This window comes from Pseudomonas sp. NFACC51, from assembly GCF_900103575.1.
GTDB classification, from domain to species: Bacteria; Pseudomonadota; Gammaproteobacteria; order Pseudomonadales; family Pseudomonadaceae; genus Aquipseudomonas; species Aquipseudomonas fluorescens_Q.
This window is the reverse complement of the sequence record NZ_FMXH01000019.1, coordinates 14737-29360: the sequence shown is the minus strand read 5'-3', so window position 1 is coordinate 29360 and position 14624 is coordinate 14737. Positions and strand designations below refer to the sequence as shown.

Genomic DNA, 14624 nt, shown 5'->3' with positions numbered 1-14624 from the left:
GGTTTCAAGCGCATTGACGGCGACGTGGCTCAATGGGCTCATCAGAATTCGGGAGTACGAATATGACGGTCTGGATAGTGGTGTCAATCCTGTTGGTGGTGTTAAGTCCGCTGGCATGGTTGCGACCGTCCCGTGTCCAGAGCGGTCGCATGGCCCTGCGCATGGAAGCGCGACGCCTGGGCCTGGCCATGCAGCTGGCGCCGCAGGAGTGGCCGCACTGGCTTGGCCAGCAGCCGCCAAACCCCTGTGCCCAATACCACCGGCCTCGGCGCGGCAAGGAACCGGCTGTCTGGAGCTATTGGCAGACTGCGCCAGGCGTCTGGGTCAACCAGTGGCGAGAAGTCTGCCAGGATGAGTCCCTGCTCAATCATTTCGAAAAATTGCCGGCCAACGTCTACAAGGTTGAAGCCGATCGGCAAATGATTGCCTTGTACTGGGGCGAGAAGGGCGAAGCGACTGTTTTGCAGGATATTTGCGCGGTGCTCAAGGCGCTGGCCTGAGGCATAAAAAAGCCCGACAGTCTCATCGGGCGGGTTGGCCAGGCAGGCCGGTAATCAATCTCATGTCAGGGCGTGCGTTCGTAACGTCCTTTGTTCCCAATCTTCAATCGCGTCCCGACAGCGTAGACGGCTGGATCCAGTCTGTCTGGAATTAGGGCGATTTTTCTAATTATTGATCCTATGAATAGCTATGCATGCGGCGCCGTGTTGCGGATCCGTATGGTACGGAAATGACCGTGAAGTCGCGTTCACGCCCGTGTTTAGGGCGATTGACAATTGTCGGAAATTCCGTGAAGGTGACGTACCCAAATCAAACGGGCGTATGAATTGAGCGTTTGTATTTTCAGAATGCTCCTACAGACCCCGACTATCGCGTTGACGGGTGTGCCTGGCGGATTGGCGTAGCATCGACGGTAAACGTCAATGCCGAACCAGTGGTCAGCGTTCAACGTGTACTGTTCAGCTTCCATATCGTGGAGATCAGTTGATGATTTACGAAGGTAAAGCCATCACGGTTAAGGCTCTTGAAAGTGGCATCGTCGAATTGAAATTCGACCTCAAGGGTGAGTCCGTCAACAAGTTCAACCGTCTAACCCTGAATGAATTGCGTCAGGCCGTGGACACTATCAAGGCAGATGCTTCGATCAAGGGTGTGATCGTCAGCAGCGGCAAGGACGTGTTCATCGTCGGCGCCGACATCACCGAATTCGTCGACAACTTCAAGCTGCCCGATGCCGAACTGATCGCTGGCAACCTCGAAGCCAACCGTATTTTCAGCGATTTCGAAGACCTCAACGTACCGACCGTCGTGGCCATCAACGGCATCGCCCTGGGGGGCGGCCTGGAGATGTGCCTGGCAGCGGATTACCGCGTCATGTCCACCACGGCCAAGATCGGCCTGCCGGAAGTCAAGCTGGGTATCTACCCAGGCTTCGGCGGCACCGTGCGCCTGCCGCGCCTGATCGGTGCCGACAACGCCATCGAGTGGATTGCCGCCGGCAAGGAAAACCGTGCTGAAGACGCGCTGAAGGTCGGTGCCGTGGATGCCGTGGTCGAACCTGGCAAACTCCAGGAAGCGGCCCTTGAAACCATCAAGCGCGCCATCAGCGGCGAGTTCGACTACAAGGCCAAGCGTCAGCCGAAGCTGGAAAAGCTCAAGCTCAACGCCATCGAACAAATGATGGCCTTCGAAACCGCCAAGGGTTTCGTGGCCGGTCAGGCCGGCCCGAACTACCCGGCGCCGGTCGAAGCGATCAAGACCATCCAGAAAGCCGCGAGCTTCGGGCGCGACAAGGCTCTGGAAGTCGAGGCCGCCGGCTTCGTCAAGCTGGCCAAGACCTCGGCTGCGCAAAGCCTGATCGGTCTGTTCCTCAATGACCAGGAACTGAAGAAAAAGGCCAAGGCCTACGACGAAATTGCCAGTGACGTGAAGCAGGCCGCCGTGCTCGGCGCCGGCATCATGGGTGGCGGTATCGCCTACCAGTCGGCGTCCAAGGGCACGCCGATCCTGATGAAGGACATCAACGAACACGGGATCGAGCAAGGCCTGGCCGAAGCCGCCAAGCTGCTGGTCGGTCGTGTCGACAAAGGTCGCATGACCGCTGCGAAGATGGCCGAAGTGCTCAACGGCATTCGTCCGACCCTGTCCTACGGCGATTTCGGCCATGTCGACCTGGTGGTCGAAGCCGTTGTCGAGAACCCGAAGGTCAAGCAGGCGGTATTGGCTGAAGTCGAAGACAAGGTCAAAGAGGACACCATCCTGGCCTCGAACACCTCGACCATCTCCATTTCGCTGCTGGCCAAGGCCCTCAAGCGTCCGGAGAACTTCGTCGGCATGCACTTCTTCAACCCGGTGCACATGATGCCGCTGGTGGAAGTGATCCGTGGCGAGAAGTCCAGTGAACATGCCATTGCCACCACCGTGGCCTACGCCAAGAAAATGGGCAAGAACCCGATCGTCGTCAACGATTGCCCGGGCTTTTTGGTCAACCGCGTGCTGTTCCCGTACTTCGGCGGTTTCGCCAAGCTGGTCAGTGCTGGCGTGGATTTCGTGCGCATCGACAAGATCATGGAAAAATTCGGTTGGCCGATGGGCCCGGCGTACCTGATGGACGTGGTCGGCATCGACACCGGCCACCACGGTCGCGACGTCATGGCTGAAGGTTTCCCGGACCGCATGAAGGACGATCGTCGTTCGGCTGTCGACGTGCTCTACGAAGCCAAGCGCCTGGGCCAGAAAAACGGCAAGGGCTTCTACGCCTATGAGACCGACAAGCGCGGCAAGCAGAAGAAAGTCGCCGACTCGTCGGTGCTGGAAGTGCTCAAGCCGATCGTCTACGAGCAGCGCGAAGTCACCGACGAGGACATCATCAACTGGATGATGATCCCGCTGTGCCTCGAAACCGTGCGTTGCCTGGAAGACGGCATTGTCGAGACCGCCGCCGAAGCCGACATGGGTCTGGTCTACGGTATCGGTTTCCCTCCATTCCGTGGCGGTGCGCTGCGCTACATCGATTCGATCGGTGTCGCCGAGTTCGTTGCCCTGGCTGACCAGTACGCTGATTTGGGCGCGCTGTACCACCCGACCGCGAAGCTGCGTGAAATGGCCAAGAACGGCCAGAGCTTCTTCGGTTAAGCGCCCAACGACTAGAGCGAGAGAACATTTATGAGCTTGAATCCTAGAGACGTCGTGATTGTCGACTTCGGTCGTACGCCGATGGGCCGCTCCAAGGGCGGCATGCACCGCAACACCCGCGCTGAAGACATGTCGGCGCACCTGATCAGCAAGCTGCTGGAACGCAACGTCAAGGTCGACCCCAACGAAGTCGAAGACGTGATCTGGGGCTGTGTGAACCAGACCCTGGAGCAGGGCTGGAACATCGCCCGCATGGCCTCGCTGATGACCCAGATCCCTCACACGGCGGCGGGCCAGACCGTCAGCCGCCTGTGCGGTTCGTCCATGAGCGCACTGCACACCGCCGCCCAGGCGATCATGACCGGTAACGGTGACGTGTTCGTCGTCGGTGGTGTCGAGCACATGGGCCACGTGAGCATGATGCACGGCGTCGATCCGAACCCGCACATGTCGCTGTACGCGGCGAAAGCCTCGGGCATGATGGGTTTGACTGCGGAAATGCTTGGCAAAATGCACGGCATCACCCGCGAACAGCAGGACGCCTTTGGCGTGCGCTCCCACCAGCTCGCCCACAAGGCGACCGTGGAAGGCAAGTTCAAGGATGAGATCATCCCGATGCAGGGCTACGACGAGAACGGCTTCCTGAAGCTGTTCGACTACGACGAAACCATTCGTCCGGAAACCACCCTGGAAAGCCTGGCGGCCCTCAAGCCGGCATTCAATCCGAAGGGCGGCACCGTGACAGCCGGTACCTCGTCGCAGATCACCGATGGTGCCTCGTGCATGATCGTGATGTCGGCCCAGCGAGCCCAGGACCTGGGTATCCAGCCGATGGCGGTGATTCGTTCGATGGCCGTGGCGGGTGTGGACCCGGCGATCATGGGCTATGGTCCAGTACCGGCCACGCAGAAAGCCTTGAAGCGTGCAGGCCTGGGTATTGCCGATATCGACTTCTTCGAACTCAACGAAGCTTTCGCCGCACAGGCCTTGCCAGTGCTGAAAGATTTGAAAGTGCTCGACAAGATGAACGAGAAGGTTAACCTGCACGGCGGCGCGATCGCCCTGGGTCATCCGTTCGGTTGCTCCGGTGCGCGTATCTCCGGCACGCTGCTCAACGTCATGAAGCAGAATGGCGGCACCTTTGGTGTGTCGACCATGTGCATTGGCCTCGGCCAGGGCATTGCCACTGTCTTCGAACGCGTCTAAGCGTTGCGTTGATGGAAGCCGGGGCCAAGTGCCCCGGTTTTTGTTTTTTCCGGGTTTAGTAGAAAAATTTTGTTTTTATTTTGAAAAGATTTGAGTGAGGGCCAAGACATGCCGATACAACCTGGGCTCTACCAGCATTACAAAGGTCCGCAGTACCGCGTATTCAGCATTGCGCGGCATTCCGAGACCGAGGAAGAAGTGGTCTTCTATCAAGCCCTGTATGGCGATTACGGCTTTTGGGTGCGTCCCTTGAGCATGTTCGAGGAGTCCGTCGAGGTTGACGGCGAACAGGTGCCACGCTTTGCTTTGGTGCAGGCCGAGGAGAGCATTTTTTCCAAGCCTTGAGGCCGGTATGCGGGCAACCCTGCGCTTGACCTCACCTTGCAGCCACTATATATAGCGGTGCCGCGTCAGGCGCCAACCGCCTTTCACTTTTTAGAATTCAGGAATTTTCTGATCCATGGGCAAATCGCTGGTCATTGTGGAATCCCCGGCTAAGGCCAAGACCATCAACAAGTATCTGGGCAACCAATACGTGGTGAAGTCGAGTATCGGCCATATCCGAGACCTGCCCACCAGCGGTTCGGCTAGCGCCAGCAAGGAGCCAGCCGCCAAGCGCGGCAAGGCTGCGGCTGGTGAAGCGCCGGCGCTGTCGCCGAAAGACAAGGCGCGCAAGCAGCTGGTCTCACGCATGGGGGTCGATCCGGAACACGGCTGGAAAGCCAAGTACGAGATCCTCCCGGGCAAGGAAAAGGTCATCGAAGAGCTGCGCCGGCTCGCCAAGGATGCCGACACCATCTATCTCGCGACGGACTTGGACCGCGAAGGGGAAGCCATTGCCTGGCACCTGCGCGAAGCCATTGGTGGGGATGACAGCCGCTACAAGCGCGTGGTGTTCAACGAAATTACCAAGAAGGCCATCCAGGAAGCCTTCTCCCAGCCGGGTGAGCTGGACATCGATCGGGTCAACGCTCAACAGGCGCGTCGCTTCCTCGACCGCGTGGTGGGCTATATGGTCTCGCCCCTGCTGTGGGCCAAGATCGCCCGCGGCCTGTCGGCTGGTCGCGTGCAGTCGGTTGCGGTGAAGCTGGTGGTGGAGCGCGAGCGCGAGATCCGCGCGTTCATCCCTGAAGAGTACTGGGAAGTCCACGCCGACCTCGGCACCGCGAAGGGTGCCACCGTGCGCTTCGACGTGGCGCGGGAAAAGGGCGAAGCCTTCAAGCCGCTCAACGAAGCCCAGGCCATGGCGGCACTGGAAAAGCTCAAGGCGTCCAGCTACAGCATCGTCAAGCGCGAAGACAAGCCGACCAGCAGCAAGCCGTCGGCGCCGTTCATTACCTCCACGCTGCAACAGGCTGCGAGCAATCGCCTGGGCTTTGGCGTGAAGAAAACCATGATGATGGCCCAGCGTCTGTACGAAGCCGGCTACATCACCTATATGCGTACCGACTCGACCAATCTTTCGGCCGATGCCGTGGCGATGGCGCGCACTTATATAGAAAGCGAATTCGGCAAGAAGTACCTGCCGGACACGCCGAACGTCTACAGCAGCAAGGAAGGCGCACAAGAGGCGCACGAAGCGATTCGTCCGTCCGATGCCAACACCGAGCCAAGCAAACTGTCGGGCATGGAACGCGATGCCGAGCGTCTCTACGAGCTGATCTGGCGCCAGTTCCTGGCCTGCCAGATGCTGCCGGCGCAATACTTGTCGACCACGGTCAGCGTCGGTGCCGGCGACTTCGAGCTGCGCGCGAAGGGCCGCATCCTGAAGTTCGACGGCTACACTCGCGTCATGCCGCAGATCACCAAGCCTGGGGATGACGACGTCCTGCCAGACATGGCCCAGGGCGACGTGATGAAGCTGATCAAGCTTGATCCGACCCAGCATTTCACCAAGCCACCGGCCCGTTACTCCGAAGCCAGCCTGGTCAAGGAAATGGAAAAGCGCGGTATTGGTCGTCCTTCGACCTACGCAGCGATCATCTCCACCATCCAGGACCGCGGCTATGTGGCGCTGCACAACCGTCGTTTCTATTCGGAAAAGATGGGCGACATCGTTACCGAGCGTTTGTCCGAGAGCTTCTCGAACCTGATGGACTACGGCTTCACCGCCGGTATGGAAGAGAACCTCGACGATGTGGCCCAGGGCGAGCGCGACTGGAAAAACGTTCTCGACGAGTTCTACGGCGACTTCAAGAAAAAGCTCGAAGTGGCCGAAAGCCCTGACAGCGGCATGCGCGCCAACCAGCCGGTCATGACCGACATCCCGTGCCTGACCTGTGGGCGCCCGATGCAAATCCGTACCGCCTCGACCGGTGTGTTCCTCGGTTGCTCGGGCTACAGCCTGCCACCCAAGGAACGCTGCAAGGCGACGGTCAACCTCGTGCCGGGCGATGAAATCGCCGCTGACGACGAGGGCGAGTCGGAATCCCTGGTATTGCGCGGCAAGCATCGCTGCCCGATCTGCAGCACGGCGATGGATGCCTACCTGCTGGATGAGAAGCGCAAGCTGCACATCTGCGGTAACAACCCCGATTGTGCCGGCTACGAGATCGAAGAGGGCACTTATCGCATCAAGGGCTACGAAGGCCCGAGCCTGGAGTGCGACAAGTGTGGCAGCGAGATGCAGCTCAAGACCGGTCGTTTCGGCAAATTCTTCGGTTGCACCAACCCGACCTGCAAGAACACCCGCAAACTGCTCAAGAGTGGTGACGCGGCGCCGCCGAAGATGGACCCGGTGAAGATGCCTGAGCTCAAGTGCGAGAAGGTCAACGACACCTACATCCTGCGTGACGGTGCCTCCGGCCTGTTCCTGGCGGCCAGCCAGTTCCCGAAAAACCGCGAGACCCGTGCACCGTTGGTGATAGAAATCGTGCCGCACAAGGACGAGATCGATCCGAAGTACCATTTCCTCTGCGAAGCGCCGCAGAAGGATCCGGAAGGGCGCCCGGCGGTCATTCGCTACAGTCGCAAGACCAAGGAGCAGTACGTACAGACCGAAGTCGACGGCAAGCCGACCGGCTGGAAGGCCTACTACGACGGCGGTAAGTGGACGGTTGAAGACAAGCGCTGATCGCCAGGGCTTGTCTGGAGGGCGGGGTTGAGGCTCTTGTGGCGAGTGAGCTTGCTCCCGCTGGCGGCGCAGCCGCCCTCTGCAATCGCTAAATTCGCAGACCTGACAAAAAGGCCGCATGACAACCCATAGGTTTTCATGCGGCCTTTTTGTTTTTGGCTTGCAGTGGCCTCGGTTGATCCATGACACTGTCGCACTTGCGTGAAGCTTTCATTTCGTTGGGGAGATGCCGCCATGGCCCACGAACTCTATACCCGCACCAATCAGAAAATCTATTTCGCCGGTCTGTCGCTCGAAGCGCTCACCAGGGCCGAGGACGGACGTGCGATGAATTCCCCGGCGTTGCTCCAGGCAGGACGCGAATCCGCGCTGTTTCACCTGTACGGTGCGTTGTTGGGGTTGTGCCATGAAATCGCCGGTTTCTATCGCCTGCCACAAGCGAACGCACCTCGGGCTGAGCTGCTGTTGACCCGCGAAGTGCTGGAAACCATCGCGATTCCGGAACTGGCCGAAATGGTCGAACTGGCGCATAACCCGGAAACCTGGCTGGCGAAGCTATTGGCGGCCCATGCGGCGCTGTTCGAGCCGCCCAGGGCCCCACGCAAGCCCAAGGGGGACGTGACCCAGCCGTTGATCGTGGCGGTTAATCTGGATGAACAAGAACCCGAGCCGGAGTTGAGCCGGGAGGAGCTGGAGAGCTGGCGTCAGAACCTCAAGAGCCTGGCGATACGCTTTCGCGAAGGTTTGAACGAGTGCTGAGTTTCCCCACGGCCCGTTACGTTCATTGATAACGCTTGGTCAAGATCCCGAGCGGAGCCTGGCCGATGACTATATAATCCTCGCCTTTCGTGGAGAACAGACTTTTATGCCTACGTCCTTTCTAGAAATTGTCGAACTTCCTGATGGCCGCATCGAGCTGCGCAGGGCTGAGGACGAGGGTTCTCTGGTTACCCTGAACTTCTCCGAAGATGCCAAGGTATTCCTCCAGGGGCAACACGTCGAAGTCGCCAAGGCGATGCTGAGCGTGGGCGTTCAGATGGCAGGTCGCCTGGTTGAAGGCGAATTCAACAAGGAAGAGGGGCCGCGGGTTCTTCATTGATCCCGTCTGTCGGCTTTTTTGGAGAGTGTGGCTGGTCGGCTTCTCTGCCTTGGAGAAGCCCCGCGTTTGTCTTAGCCCAATCGAATATTCAGACTTTGTGCGTCCCCGGTGCGGGCGGCGCTGATCAACTGTTGCCGTGCGGCGGTGGTCAATGGGTTGAGCCAGCTGACCACAGTGTGGCTACGGCCCAGGCGCAAGGCCTCGCAAGTCAACTGTTGGGCGCTTTGGGTGCCCCGCGGCTGCAACAACAGGATACGCTCACGGTTCAGGCCGGCATCCCGCAACCAGGCTTGGGTGACGCTGGCCGGTGGTGCGATCAGCGTAAGCCAGCGAGCATCCTGGTCCTGGCTGAGTTCTCGCAAGATCGGCGCCAGCAGGTTCAGGCAGTTTCCGGCCGCACCACGTAACGACAGTTCGCTGAAGGCCTCGGGTTCGACGCCCCAGGGCGACTCGATGACCTCTTTCAGGACTGGAACCAGCGGTTGGGCCATGAATGCCTCGAACAGCGGAAGTTGTGTGTGTTGTGGTGTGTGAGGGAACTGCATAAAGCCTCCTTTAGCGGCGAATGACGCCGACGCTCAAGCCTTCGATGACCAGGTCCTGATCTTTCAGGTTCACTTCGATGGGGGCGAACTCCGGGTTCTCGGCAATGAGCCAGACCTTGCTGCCGTCGCGCTTGAAGCGCTTGACGGTCACTTCGTCGCCGATTCGCGCCACCACGATCTGGCCATTGCGGGCTTCACGGGTGGTGTGGACGGCCAGGAGGTCACCGTCGAAGATGCCGATGTCCTTCATGCTCATGCCGTGTACACGAAGCAGGTAGTCGGCACGAGGATGGAAGAACGAAGGATTGATGTTGCAGGACTCCTCGACATGCTGCTGGGCCAGGATCGGTGCGCCTGCCGCTACCCGGCCGATGATCGGCAGGGTGGTTTCGTCGGCCTTGGCTTCGAAGCCGGGGATGCGAATGCCACGGGATGCGCCCGGGGTCATTTCGATAGCACCCTTGCGCGCCAGCGCCTTGAGGTGTTCTTCAGCCGCGTTGGGCGACTTGAAACCCAGTTCCTGGGCGATTTCCGCGCGGGTTGGCGGGTAGCCGTTGTCTTCGAGGCAGCGTTTGATGAAGGCCAGAATCTCTGCTTGGCGTGGCGTCAGCTTTAGCATATTGATCGCTCTGTCTTTTTATACAGTGACTGGGATTATATACAGTGGGCAGCGCTTGGCAATCCTCCTTTTTTCACGAGGCGCTGGACGGTCGGTCGGGCTGTTGACTGCGACATGACTACCACCCGTGAAAAGGTGTGGTTAAATACGTGACCGGGCGTTCGCAAAACGCCCCGGCAGGCTTGACAACCCCAGGGCTGAAACGTATGTTTCAAACAAGTGTTTGTCAGGCGGAGTAACTATGGCCCAGTCGGAAACCGTTGAACGCATTCTCGATGCTGCCGAGCAGTTGTTCGCGGAAAAAGGTTTCGCTGAAACCTCGTTGCGTCTGATCACCAGCAAGGCCGGGGTGAACCTGGCGGCGGTGAACTATCACTTCGGCTCGAAAAAAGCCCTGATCCAGGCCGTGTTCTCGCGGTTCCTCGGGCCTTTCTGCCTGAGCCTCGATCGCGAGCTGGAGCGCCGCCAGGCCAAGCCCGACGTAAAGCCGACCCTGGAAGAGCTGTTGGAAATCCTGGTCGAGCAAGCCCTTGTCGTGCAGCCGCGCAGCGGTAACGATCTGTCCATTTTCATGCGCCTGCTGGGCCTTGCCTTCAGCCAGAGCCAGGGGCATTTGCGGCGTTATCTTGAAGACATGTACGGCAAGGTGTTCCGCCGCTACATGTTGCTGGTCAACGAGGCGGCGCCGCGTATCCCGCCGATCGAGCTGTTCTGGCGTGTGCACTTCATGCTTGGCGCCGCGGCGTTCAGCATGTCCGGTATCAAGGCGCTGCGGGCTATCGCGGAAACCGATTTCGGCGTGAACACCTCTATAGAGCAGGTGATGCGGTTGATGGTGCCGTTCCTGGCTGCCGGCATGCGCGCCGAAACCGGTGTGACCGATGAAGCCATGGCGGCCGCGCAATTGCGACCGCGCAGCAAATCCGCCCCGGCGCTCGCCAAGGCGTGAGGGCATGGGTGTGCGCAGCGGCCTACATCCGCTAAGCTAGCCGCCCATGCCGACTTTCGTTTCTAATCCGTCTTATCCTCCATTGCGTCACCGCGACCTGCCGGGCCTGGCTCCTGGCAACGCTGTCGTGGGTGTGTCGCCACGCGGGTTCATCTTTATCAAGGAAATTCTATGACTGCCGGCCTGCAAGGCTCGTTGATGGTGGACGTCGCCGGTACCTGGCTGACGGCCGAAGATCGCCACCTGTTGCGTCAGCCCGAAGTGGGCGGCCTGATCATTTTTGCCCGCAACATCGAACACCCACGTCAGGTGCGGGAATTGAGCGCGTCGATCCGTGCCATCCGTCCCGACCTCCTGTTGGCGGTGGATCAGGAAGGCGGCCGCGTCCAGCGCCTGCGCCAGGGGTTCGTGCGCTTGCCGGCGATGCGGGCGATAGCCGACAACCCGAACGCCGAATACCTGGCCGAACAGTGCGGCTGGATCATGGCCACTGAAGTGCTGGCGGTCGGTCTCGACTTGAGCTTTGCCCCGGTGCTTGACCTCGATTACCAGCGCAGCGCCGTCGTCGGCAGTCGTTCCTTCGAAGGCGACCCCGAGCGCGCGGCGTTATTGGCCGGTGCCTTCATCCGGGGCATGAGCGCCGCCGGGATGGCTGCCACTGGCAAGCACTTCCCGGGGCATGGCTGGGCCGAGGCCGATTCCCATGTGGCGATTCCGACCGATGAGCGTAGCCTGGAGCAGATTCGCGCCAATGACCTGGTGCCGTTTGCCAGGCTGACCAGGCAACTGGCCGCCGTGATGCCGGCCCATGTCATCTACCCGCAGGTTGACGCCAATCCGGCTGGGTTCTCTCGCCGCTGGTTGCAGGACATCCTGCGTGGCGAGTTGCAATTCGAGGGCGTGATCTTCAGTGATGACCTGTCAATGGCCGGTGCTCATGTGGTCGGTGATGCCGCCAGTCGTATCGAGGCTGCCTTGACGGCCGGTTGTGACATGGGGCTGGTGTGCAACGATCGCGCGGCTGCCGAGCTCGCCTTGAGCGCCGCCCAGCGCCTGAAGGTCAAGCCTTCGGCACGGATCGCCCGCATGCGTGGCAAGGCCTATGCTTCAACGGAATATCGCCAGAACCCTCGCTGGTTGGCGGCGCTCGGCGCGCTTAGGGCTGCCCAGCTGATTGATTAGCGCTGAGCAATGTGGGAGCCGAGTTCGCTCGCGATGACGGCAGCACAGTCGACATTTGCGCCAGCTGAACCACCGCCATCGCGAGCAAGCTCGGCTCCCACAGGAATTGAGGGGGTCAGCGCTTTTCCAGTTTGTCCGGCAGCGGCGCGAACAATGCTTCGATATCGTCGCTCTGCAGTTTCCAGTCTCCGGCCACGCGTCCGTCCAGCACGCCGGCCGCGAGGTCGGATTTTTCCTTTTGCAGTAGCTGGATCTTTTCTTCCACCGTGCCTCGGGCAATCAGCTTGTAGACGAATACCGGTTTTTCCTGGCCGATGCGGTAGGCGCGGTCGGTCGCCTGGTTTTCGGTGGCCGGGTTCCACCATGGATCGTAGTGAATCACTGTGTCGGCCTCGGTCAGGTTCAGGCCTACACCACCAGCCTTCAGGCTGATCAGGAAGATCTGACGCTTGCCGCTCTGGAATTCCTTGACGGGCGTGCGCCGGTCGCGGGTCTGGCCGGTCAGGAGGGCGTAATCGACGCCGCGTTTCTTCAGCTCCTCTTCAATCAGCGCCAGCATGGACGTGAATTGGGAAAACAACAGCACCCGGCGACCTTCTTCGAACAGTTCTTCGAGCATTTCCATCAGGCTGTCGAGCTTGCCCGAGGTGCTGCCTCGGGCGGGCAGGGTGGCGTCGTTGATCAGGCGCAGGTCGCAACACACCTGGCGCAGCTTGAGCAGCGCCTCGAGAATGATGATCTGGCTGCGGGCCACGCCTTTGCGCGTGATCTCGTCGCGGACCTTCTTGTCCATCGCCAGGCGCATGGTCTCGTAGACGTCGCGCTGGGCGTCGCTGAGTTCGACCCAATGGATGATCTCGGTCTTGGGCGGCAACTCCGTCGCCACTTGCTCCTTGGTCCTGCGCAGCAGGAAAGGTTTTATCCGACCGTTGAGGTGCTGCAGTCGTACATCGCTGCCGCGCTTTTCGATCGGTACACGGTAATCGCGGTTGAAACTCTTGACGTCCCCAAGCCACCCCGGCAGCAGGAAGTGAAACAGCGACCACAATTCGCCCAGGTGATTTTCCAACGGCGTGCCGGACAGGCACAGCCGCTGGCGGGCGTTGAGCTCGCGGGCGGCCTGGGCAGCTTTGCTGGTGGGGTTCTTGATGTACTGGGCTTCATCGAGGATCAGCACGTGCAACGGCTGCGCGGCCAGGCGCTCGACATCCTTGGGCAGCAGGGCATAGGTGGTGAGGACCAGGTCGTAATCGGCCAGTCGGTCGAAATATTTCTTGCGCCCGGCGCCGTAAAGCGCCAATACCTTGAGCTGCGGCGTGAAGTGAGCCGCCTCGTCGAGCCAGTTGGGGATCAGGCTGGTCGGCATGACGACCATGCACGGCCGGTCCAGGCGCCCGGCGTTTTTTTCGCTGAGAATGTGCGCCAGGGTCTGTAGGGTTTTGCCCAGGCCCATGTCGTCCGCAAGAATGCCGCCGACTTCCAGCTGCCTGAGCGATTGCATCCAGCTCAAGCCTTCGAGTTGATAAGGTCGCAGCGTCGCGTTCAGGCCCTCGGGCGCGATGGCGGTGTAATCCTTGATGTCCCGCAGGCGTTGCGCCAGGCCGCGAATGTGTTCGCCACCTTCCCAGGTCAAGGGCATGTCTTGCAGCGGGTTCAGGCGCAGGGCATCCGCGCTGTTGAGGCGCAGTTTGGTGGTGCCGGGCTCTTGCAGGTAAAACTCGCCCAGGGTCGCCAGCACTGGCTTCAGCCGGCCATAAGGCAGGGCCACCTGCTGCGGGCCGAACTCCGAGTTCGGGCGGTTGGGCAGGTTGACCAGGATGAGTTCGTCGTCCCGACGCCGGGCCAGGCGTTCCGGGTTGAACAATTCGATGTGCGAACGCATCAGGTTCAGCAGGATCGGCAGCAGGCTCAGGCGCTCGCCATTGACGATGATCCCCAGTTCCAGGTCGAACCAGTCCCGCTCCGGCGTTTCCTCGACGGTGGCGTACCACTCGTCCACTGCCGTCAGGTCGAAGCCGAAGTCCTCGTCGATCTGCAATTCCCAGCCTTGGCTGCGCAGTTTCGGCAGGTCATTGAGGGTGAAGGTCAGCCAGGCACTGTCGTTGACCATTTCGTACAATTCGCCGGCGCTTTCCGGCAGGGCCTTGCTTTGTCGGGTCGCGACCTTGAAGCCGAGGATTCGCAGCTGTTCGCGGTAGGACTGTTCCACATCGGTGTGGCGTTTTATCCGCAGTGTCTGGGTTTCCTGGCGAATCAGCACGTCGGTGTTGCGCTGGCCACTGACGTATTCGTCCAGGTAACTGAACGACAGTGCGGCGCGGTGTTGAATGTAGCGCTGCATCTTGCCGTTGCGCGGCTCGAAGGCGCTGAACTCGATACTGGCCAGCCACAGGCGCGGCACTGGTTGCACGTTGTCCACCAGTACTTGTGGCGGGGCCTTGGGGCTGCGGTTGTCCAGCACGGCCTGGAGTTTCTCCAGCAATTGCGCGTCTTTTTCGGCGGCCGGGTAGGCCAGGGTTTCCTGGACTTGCAGCAGCACGGCCGCGCAGTGCTTGCAGTTGATACGCACCGGGCAGGAGCACGCGGCTTCGAGCAGAATCAGCGCGCCCTTGGCTGACTCTTTAAGGCGAATGGTCTGACGGTAGACGTTACCGCCAGAGCCTTCGCAACTGGCGGAGATGGTGCTGTCGCCGGCTTCGACAATCCTGACGCGGTTTTCCAGCGCATAACGGCGCCCGCGCTCCAGGCTCTGTTCCTTGAATCGATTGACCCAGGAAGGTGCCAGGGGTTTGCTCAGGGGCGAGGGCATAGGCGCG

The 14624-nt window shown here is 60.4% G+C and carries 12 protein-coding genes; 9 read left to right on the top strand and 3 right to left on the bottom strand.

The genetic code is table 11. The annotated features are described in order from the left end of the window. Positions 1-62 precede the first annotated feature (62 nt). The 7 genes from BLT00_RS27510 (at position 63) to BLT00_RS27480 (ending at position 8513) form a co-directional block, all read left to right on the top strand. On the top strand, positions 63-500 hold the full coding sequence (locus BLT00_RS27510) for a hypothetical protein (RefSeq protein WP_003199638.1): 438 nt from the start codon (positions 63-65) through the stop codon (positions 498-500). A 487-nt stretch (positions 501-987) separates the two neighbouring features. Beyond that, entirely contained in the window at positions 988-3135 is a 2148-nt protein-coding gene (fadB, locus tag BLT00_RS27505; protein ID WP_092148389.1) for a fatty acid oxidation complex subunit alpha FadB, read from the top strand. A 30-nt stretch (positions 3136-3165) separates the two neighbouring features. After that, positions 3166-4341 (top strand): acetyl-CoA C-acyltransferase FadA, encoded by a 1176-nt coding sequence (fadA, locus tag BLT00_RS27500; RefSeq protein WP_024618393.1) that lies wholly within the window; start codon positions 3166-3168, stop codon positions 4339-4341. A 108-nt stretch (positions 4342-4449) separates the two neighbouring features. Beyond that, on the top strand, positions 4450-4686 hold the full coding sequence (locus BLT00_RS27495; protein ID WP_003199644.1) for a DUF1653 domain-containing protein: 237 nt from the start codon (positions 4450-4452) through the stop codon (positions 4684-4686). A gap of 115 nt (positions 4687-4801) precedes the next feature. Continuing rightward, entirely contained in the window at positions 4802-7414 is a 2613-nt protein-coding gene (gene topA / locus BLT00_RS27490; protein WP_092148387.1) for a type I DNA topoisomerase, read from the top strand. A 234-nt stretch (positions 7415-7648) separates the two neighbouring features. Continuing rightward, positions 7649-8173 (top strand): DUF6586 family protein, encoded by a 525-nt coding sequence (locus tag BLT00_RS27485; protein ID WP_092148384.1) that lies wholly within the window; start codon positions 7649-7651, stop codon positions 8171-8173. Positions 8174-8279: 106 nt separating this feature from the next. Next, entirely contained in the window at positions 8280-8513 is a 234-nt protein-coding gene (locus tag BLT00_RS27480; RefSeq protein WP_003183419.1) for a hypothetical protein, read from the top strand. 71 nt (positions 8514-8584) lie between these two features. Here the strand turns inward: BLT00_RS27480 and sulA are convergent, their stop codons facing one another. Both sulA and lexA read right to left on the bottom strand, forming a co-directional pair. Further along, complete coding sequence (sulA, locus tag BLT00_RS27475) at positions 8585-9058, bottom strand: SOS-induced cell division inhibitor SulA (RefSeq protein WP_060738408.1); 474 nt, start codon at positions 9056-9058, stop codon at positions 8585-8587. A 10-nt stretch (positions 9059-9068) separates the two neighbouring features. Next, a complete protein-coding gene (gene lexA / locus BLT00_RS27470) occupies positions 9069-9677 on the bottom strand; it encodes a transcriptional repressor LexA (protein ID WP_003199651.1) in 609 nt (202 codons plus the stop codon). Positions 9678-9918: 241 nt separating this feature from the next. Between lexA and BLT00_RS27465 the strand changes: the two genes are divergently transcribed. After that, positions 9919-10626: a TetR/AcrR family transcriptional regulator gene (locus BLT00_RS27465; RefSeq protein ID WP_063322182.1), complete on the top strand. Its 708-nt coding sequence runs from the start codon at positions 9919-9921 to the stop codon at positions 10624-10626. A gap of 183 nt (positions 10627-10809) precedes the next feature. Next, a complete protein-coding gene (nagZ, locus tag BLT00_RS27460) occupies positions 10810-11808 on the top strand; it encodes a beta-N-acetylhexosaminidase (protein ID WP_175456247.1) in 999 nt (332 codons plus the stop codon). 115 nt (positions 11809-11923) lie between these two features. On the opposite strand, the gene BLT00_RS27455 is transcribed toward nagZ, so the two are convergent. After that, positions 11924-14617, bottom strand: a complete 2694-nt coding sequence (locus tag BLT00_RS27455; protein WP_092148378.1) for a DEAD/DEAH box helicase — start codon at positions 14615-14617, stop codon at positions 11924-11926. Between the last annotated feature and the right edge of the window lie 7 nt (positions 14618-14624).

Excerpts from the sequence above, each read along its gene's own strand:
- BLT00_RS27510 (WP_003199638.1), top strand. The coding sequence starts at position 63 with ATGACGGTCTGGATAGTGGTGTCAATCCTGTTGGTGGTGTTAAGTCCG.
- fadB (WP_092148389.1), top strand. The coding sequence starts at position 988 with ATGATTTACGAAGGTAAAGCCATCACGGTTAAGGCTCTTGAAAGTGGC.
- fadA (WP_024618393.1), top strand. The coding sequence starts at position 3,166 with ATGAGCTTGAATCCTAGAGACGTCGTGATTGTCGACTTCGGTCGTACG.
- BLT00_RS27495 (WP_003199644.1), top strand. The coding sequence starts at position 4,450 with ATGCCGATACAACCTGGGCTCTACCAGCATTACAAAGGTCCGCAGTAC.
- topA (WP_092148387.1), top strand. The coding sequence starts at position 4,802 with ATGGGCAAATCGCTGGTCATTGTGGAATCCCCGGCTAAGGCCAAGACC.
- BLT00_RS27485 (WP_092148384.1), top strand. The coding sequence starts at position 7,649 with ATGGCCCACGAACTCTATACCCGCACCAATCAGAAAATCTATTTCGCC.
- BLT00_RS27480 (WP_003183419.1), top strand. The coding sequence starts at position 8,280 with ATGCCTACGTCCTTTCTAGAAATTGTCGAACTTCCTGATGGCCGCATC.
- sulA (WP_060738408.1), bottom strand. The coding sequence starts at position 9,058 with ATGCAGTTCCCTCACACACCACAACACACACAACTTCCGCTGTTCGAG.
- lexA (WP_003199651.1), bottom strand. The coding sequence starts at position 9,677 with ATGCTAAAGCTGACGCCACGCCAAGCAGAGATTCTGGCCTTCATCAAA.
- BLT00_RS27465 (WP_063322182.1), top strand. The coding sequence starts at position 9,919 with ATGGCCCAGTCGGAAACCGTTGAACGCATTCTCGATGCTGCCGAGCAG.
- BLT00_RS27455 (WP_092148378.1), bottom strand. The coding sequence starts at position 14,617 with ATGCCCTCGCCCCTGAGCAAACCCCTGGCACCTTCCTGGGTCAATCGA.